General features: G+C 35.9%; 6 protein-coding genes. 3 read left to right on the top strand and 3 right to left on the bottom strand.

All coding sequences use genetic code 11. The features are described from left to right. Positions 1–503: 503 nt before the first annotated feature. Together F960_RS17770 and F960_RS17765 are read left to right on the top strand one after the other, a co-directional pair. Positions 504–1655, top strand: coding sequence for a DNA cytosine methyltransferase (locus tag F960_RS17770; protein ID WP_004868500.1), 1152 nt, complete (start codon positions 504–506; stop codon positions 1653–1655). Then, entirely contained in the window at positions 1624–2655 is a 1032-nt protein-coding gene (locus F960_RS17765; RefSeq protein ID WP_004868497.1) for a hypothetical protein, read from the top strand. Before F960_RS17770 ends, F960_RS17765 begins: the two co-directional genes overlap by 32 nt. A 67-nt stretch (positions 2656–2722) precedes the next feature. On the opposite strand, the gene F960_RS17760 is transcribed toward F960_RS17765, so the two are convergent. Both F960_RS17760 and mobQ read right to left on the bottom strand, forming a co-directional pair. Beyond that, positions 2723–3223 (bottom strand): hypothetical protein, encoded by a 501-nt coding sequence (locus F960_RS17760; protein WP_004868495.1) that lies wholly within the window; start codon positions 3221–3223, stop codon positions 2723–2725. After that, complete coding sequence (gene mobQ, locus F960_RS17755; RefSeq protein ID WP_004868493.1) at positions 3220–4182, bottom strand: MobQ family relaxase; 963 nt, start codon at positions 4180–4182, stop codon at positions 3220–3222. The genes F960_RS17760 and mobQ overlap by 4 nt, the downstream gene beginning before the upstream one ends. 187 nt (positions 4183–4369) lie before the next feature. On the opposite strand from mobQ, the gene F960_RS17750 reads away from it, so the two are divergent. Next, positions 4370–4636 carry a DUF8583 domain-containing protein gene (locus tag F960_RS17750; protein WP_040332785.1) on the top strand — a complete coding sequence of 89 codons (267 nt, stop codon included), beginning with the start codon at positions 4370–4372 and terminating at the stop codon, positions 4634–4636. Here the strand turns inward: F960_RS17750 and F960_RS21630 are convergent. After that, positions 4626–5669, bottom strand: coding sequence for a replication initiation protein (locus F960_RS21630; protein WP_004868488.1), 1044 nt, complete (start codon positions 5667–5669; stop codon positions 4626–4628). The two genes, F960_RS17750 and F960_RS21630, sit on opposite strands and share 11 nt — an antisense overlap. Positions 5670–5809 lie beyond the last annotated feature (140 nt).

Here is a 5809-nt window from a genome sequence, read left to right as displayed (position 1 = left end):
CTACACTTTAAACGTGGGGTTTCTACACTTTAAACGTGGGGTTTCTACACTTTAAACGTGGGGTTTCTACACTTATAGAGCTTGAAAGCCTTATGGCACAAGGGCTGGAAGGGAGCTATAATTCTTATAATTCTTATAATTCTTATAAAAGGAAAAAATCAAAGGCTATGGCACTCGCTTTGCTCGTGTCCTTTCAAAAGCAAAGTCAAAAGCATTAATAATGTATTCGCTTCGCTCATACTTTTTGAAAAGCAAAAGCTTCAAAGTTCGCACCCTTCGGGATGCTCTGGATCTTTCTTTGTAACGCAAATGGGAGCTTGTAATCAAAGAAAAGGTAATCGTGAAATTTTTATGATGCTCAATCGCTCGTAGACACTCGCTCGGTTCTTATCATTTAGGCTTTAATTATTTAAAAATATTAAAATTTAACCAAATAAAAGTATCACTCTGATAACCTCTTAGTTTTTCTATATACTTATCTTTTTGTAATATCTTTGAGACTAATGAAGGCTATAGAACTTTTTGCTGGTATTGGTGGTTTCAGACTAGCATGTGATGAGCTTGGTATTGATACCATTTGGGCAAATGATATTGATAAAAATGCATCTAAAGTTTATCGACAAAACTTCCCAACAACTATTCATATTCAAGATGATATTAACGCTCATCTTGCTGAAGTTCCTGATCATGACCTCTTAACAGGAGGATTTCCATGTCAACCTTTTTCTAGTGCAGGTAAGAAACTGGGAATTAACGATGTTCGTGGGACATTATTTGCTTCAATCGTTGAGATTATAAATTTAAAACAACCTAAATTTTTTGTTTTAGAAAATGTAAAACGTTTATTGTCTATGGACAATGGGTCACATTTTTCTACTATTTTAAATGCTTTAAGTTCAATTGGATATTTCATAGAGTGGCGTTTATTAAATGCTACAAATTTTGGATTACCTCAAAATAGGGAAAGGGTAATTATTACTGGTTACCGTACAGAAAGTATTAAAGAAATTAGCCCTAGACTTCTCCCAAAAAATGACACACGCAATGTCAATTATCTATCTTTGAAAAAAGTATATGATTTTTCAAAATGGGTTAATTTTTCGCAACATAAATCGAAATTTAAAAATTGGGGCTGTGCTTACAATGGTAAATTTATAGATATTGATATTCAAGATTTTTCAATGTCTTTACCTACTAAATATCTCTATCAAATTTTAGAAAAAAATCCTGACAATTCTTTCTTCTTCAACGAAGACACAAAAAAACGAATTGAAGAAAGTATTGAAGTAAATCGATATTACAACGGTGTAGAAATACGGTATAACCAAAAAGGTGGAGCTCGGATGGGCTATTCAATTTTTGGCGTGAGAGGTGTTGCACCAACTCTTACTAGCTCAACTAGTCGTCATTATGAGCGTTATGAAATCGATGGAGCGTATAGAAGATTGACTAATGTTGAATATGCTCGTATTCAAGGATTTCCTGATAATCATTGCCAAAATATTTCCGTTTATGATCAATACGTTCTTTTTGGAAATGCTGTACCACCTGCACTTGTTAAATGGGCAATAAATCAACTTACTAATACTAATGGTTTAAGACTAGCTCAAATAGAGAATATAGATGACTTTACACTTACAGCCTCAAGCTTCTGAATTACGAAATAAAATTTCTGAAAATCTCGACCTTATACAAACTTCTATTAATCACTATTTAGCAGGTAATGACTTACATGAATTAGAGTCAATACTTACTCGATTAGGTCGGGGTGGTAAATTACCACACTGGTATGAGGGGTTAACTAAACGATCTTTACCTAATTATGATGGTAAAACTATCGGTAGTATTGTTGAAATGATGCTACTTGCAACAATAGAGAATAAAGTGTTTAGGGATATTCCTAACCTACCAGTGTTTATGATTAATCCTGCTAAAGGTGTTGATTTTCCGCAGCTTGGTTTAGGCGTAAAGTCACCATCTGATAACTTCTGTACAAGTGAACCATTTTTTTCAACTTATGAACGCTTACTAGGGAATATGCACGATAGCTTAGTTCTTTTAACAAATTATCAAGACAAAGATTTCAAAGATGGAAAATCAACTCTTGCAATAAAGCAGACTAAACTATTACGTGGAAGTGAATTAGCCGATAAAAACTTATGTGCTTTAGCTAAAGAGCATCGTGAATTTTTACTACAGAAGAATGAAACTTTATGTAAAAAATTTATTCAATTCCTAGCTCATGTAAATCAATCTAGTTTTATGGCTAATTACTTAGTTACTTTGCTTAAAAATTTACAGCAAGAGAAAAAAGTAATTGATAAAGAGATTGATAAAATTGAAAAAAACTTTGAATTAAGAATCCGTAAACAAATTAAAAAAGGGGAAGTTCCTTTTGATAAAGAGGAAATAAGTGAAATCTTAAAAATTAAAGATACTCCACATCAAGTTGAAGCAATTATCAATAGTTGTAATGATTGGGTTATTGAAAATCAAAAAGAGTTTGCAAGAGTTGCGAATGATAATGAATGGGAACGGTTTCTTGTGAGTCCATTAGACGGGAAAATTTCAATTAGTTTTGCATTACAATGGCGTTATAATTTTGCTAGTGTATTTGGTCGAAGTACTAAAGAAATTGAGTCAGTTGAAATATAAGAATTAAATGAAAGTGAGCTCGATACTTTGAAATATGGCTAAAGCCATATTTCAAAGTCGGGCATTTTTAATATTTTTTAGGGTCGATCTGACACCAATCATAGGTTTTTTCTTTGATGTTATTTGGCTCAAATGAGTAACAATCTTTTTTAGTCATAATTCTGACTAATGTTTTTCCGTCATATTCTTGGATTTGTAGCGGATATTTTTTCAGTACACTCATATTTGCCCTACGTTCATCAATTTCATCTTTGCTTGGCACGTATAAGAATATTGCCAAAAAGAACACCATTACCAAAACAACAAATGCACTGGAGTAAATCGCAATAAATTGCCAATTCAGTCGGTTTGTTGCCTTATCTAACTCTTGAATTCTGTTTTTTAATGCACCTAGAGCCTGCTTGTTTGTCTCTTTTAGCGATTTTTCAGCCTTATCGAGCACTCCGCTAGCCACTTGGCTGTAAAACGCCTCTAATCGCCTGTTATCGTCTGCTATGGCTTCTCGATACTCTTTCATAGAAGCCAATAAAATATAGAGTTGGTCGTCTAAGTCATTTTGATTGCTCATCGGTACATTCCGCCCTGATCTAAGTTTTGTGATGCCTTACGGTTGGCTTGCTCGGCTCGTTGTTTATCTAATTCTTGCTGTCGCTTCATTTCCGCTTGGCGTTCTAGTTCTAGGCGTTTGTTTTCTTGGTTCTTCTGCCATTGATCAAAACCTTGATCGACACGGTTTAAACCACGCTGTAAAACGCTCTCTTTCTGTTGCTCAAGTTGTTGGGTATTCTGCTGTTTCACGTTGTCATTGAAACGGCTGATTTCAGTGTCTATGCCTTGTCTGCGTAATTGGGTGACTTTTGTGCCTTCATGGATGGTGGCTTGCAGTCCGTTGTTCTGATCGGCATAACTGCGGTGGTCTATTTTTTCTCGGTAGCCTGCACGTTCCAATGCCTTGTTGGCTAATTCTGCCCATGTTTCCCTAATTTGCTTAATGTCTTCTTGAGTTGTACCCATATCAAGGCTTTTTCGTTTGGCGTTACTGAGCTCAATATCTGCCTTGGTGGTCAGAATGAGTTTGTTGTCAGGGTCTAATTCAGCTTTTCGGGTGGTGAGCATGATATGGGCGTGATGATTCTTATCATTACCGCCTTTGCTCGGTTCATGGATGGCTAAGTCTGCGATCACGTCATAGCGGTCAACTAAGGCCGTGGCAAATTCTTTTGCCAAGTCCTTACGTTGATCAGCGTCTAATTCATCAGGTAGGGCAATGACCCATTCTCTAGCGGTTCGGGCATCTTTTCGATTTTCTGTTTTTTCTGCCAAGTTCCAAAGTTCACCACGGTCAATTTCAATATCTAAATTAGACAGAATTTCAGAATGGGCGACACCGTCTTTTCTCGTAAAGTCATGGGTCAGTCCTGTGCGTTCATCTTCTAATTTTTCCCCTGCACGATATGCAGATGATGCAACCGCAGTTCGTCCTGAACTTCGGTTCACCGTTTTAGTCGAACAATGATAGATTGCCATGCAGTCGCCTTGGGGTGCTTTTGCTTTTGGGGTTAAGGGGATTCCCCTTACGCAAACTTTGACTTGGATGAAATCCAAGTCGTAAGTGCGCATTTCATGAAAAATACGATAGCATATTAACCGCTTGAATTTCAATTCATAGGTTCTTATGCTTGAGTGGTTTTCCTTTATCCCGAAATTAATCGTTATGACAAAATCTGCTGAAAATATCGAAAAGAAAATTGAAGCTCAATTAGAAAAACTGAAACAGTTAAAAGCCCAAAAACAGGCTATCGAAGCAAGAGAAAGAACCAAGCAAAAGGAACAGGAACGAAAAGACGATACTAGACGTAAAATTTTGCTCGGTTCTTATTTAATTAAAAAAATGCAAAATGAAGCCAACAAAGAAAAAATATTGGCTGAACTGAATGAGTATTTAACAGAAGATCGAGATCGAAAGCTGTTTAATCTTTAAAATCTGTTTCAGTCCGTAAAGCTTTAAATATACGTTTGGCATGTATGGGATTTGCCGATTCAGGATCTCTTAATATTTTACCAATCCAATTTGCAAAGGTTGGATAATCTGGAAAGTTACTGAGGTCTGAAATACTACCTAATTTGCACAAAATCATACTGTATTTGGCAATTTGAGCATCAGTTATATTGGCAAAGATGTCGACTGTATTTGGGTCACGATTTGGCTTGGATTCTTCTTTTGTCTTTTCGGTCTTTAATTTTTTGATAAGTATCTGAAAATGGGTAATGGTTCGCCCTATTTTCTCCTGATTTAAACTAATACGAAAATCGCCCTGTGCATTGACCTCTGCAATGGCGGGCAAAAGTACCCATCTTTTAAATTCTGCTGTTCTAGGGTATTTGTCGACAACGCCAAAAAACTCTTTCCATTCATCAATATACATAAGTTTAGTTTTACCTAAATCTTTCCATTTACACACCATTTCATAGAGCCGTTTACCGCCAAATGTCGTCATTTCAATCGTGTTTGTGAAGTTGTAAGTTGTGTAAGCATCGCCTGTTTTATCAATTAAAAAACGAATCGGGTCGGTAAAAAGCAGGTAAATAAATCCGTTGGATTCCATATAACCGACACTTTGTAGCCAGTTATGTTTTGTCGGTACTGTTTCATAACGTCCATGTTTAGGGGGAACAACGCAAACGGCATTGGGTTCTTTGTTTTGTTTTTTATCCAAGTCAATGTATAGGGGAAATTTTAAATGCCGTTCCATTAGTTTATCGGCTGTGGCTTTTAACTGCTGATAGGCGTGACTATTTGAAATTTTGTTAGCTGCTGCAAATTCTTGAGCAGTAATAAACACCTCATGATTGCCCGTAGCTTGCTTGTGTAGTTTATTTATTGCAAGGGTCATCAGATCATGTTCAGCAAGTGTTAAATCAAATCCTGCTTCAATGAGTGTATTTGATTTAGATATGGAAATGTCTTTGGTTTTTTCAGTGTAGAAAATCGGATTCGATACAAACTCACTCATAACCATCTCTAGTTTTATTGGTGTAGATCAAACTTACCATTACATTAATGTAGTGTAAATAAATTCCTACACTTTAAACGTGGGGTTTCTACACTTTAAACGTGGGGTTTCTACACTTTAAACGTGGGGTTTCTACACTT

It is taken from the genome of Acinetobacter gerneri DSM 14967 = CIP 107464 = MTCC 9824, assembly GCF_000368565.1.
Classification (GTDB): Bacteria; Pseudomonadota; Gammaproteobacteria; order Pseudomonadales; family Moraxellaceae; genus Acinetobacter; species Acinetobacter gerneri.
The sequence above is the reverse complement of the archived record's forward strand: the minus strand, read 5'-3'. Positions and strand labels throughout refer to the sequence as shown.

Coding starts and splice junctions, on each gene's coding strand:
- mobQ (WP_004868493.1), bottom strand. CDS start 4,182: ATGGCAATCTATCATTGTTCGACTAAAACGGTGAACCGAAGTTCAGGA.
- F960_RS17750 (WP_040332785.1), top strand. CDS start 4,370: ATGACAAAATCTGCTGAAAATATCGAAAAGAAAATTGAAGCTCAATTA.
- F960_RS17760 (WP_004868495.1), bottom strand. CDS start 3,223: ATGAGCAATCAAAATGACTTAGACGACCAACTCTATATTTTATTGGCT.
- F960_RS21630 (WP_004868488.1), bottom strand. CDS start 5,669: ATGAGTGAGTTTGTATCGAATCCGATTTTCTACACTGAAAAAACCAAA.
- F960_RS17765 (WP_004868497.1), top strand. CDS start 1,624: ATGACTTTACACTTACAGCCTCAAGCTTCTGAATTACGAAATAAAATT.
- F960_RS17770 (WP_004868500.1), top strand. CDS start 504: ATGAAGGCTATAGAACTTTTTGCTGGTATTGGTGGTTTCAGACTAGCA.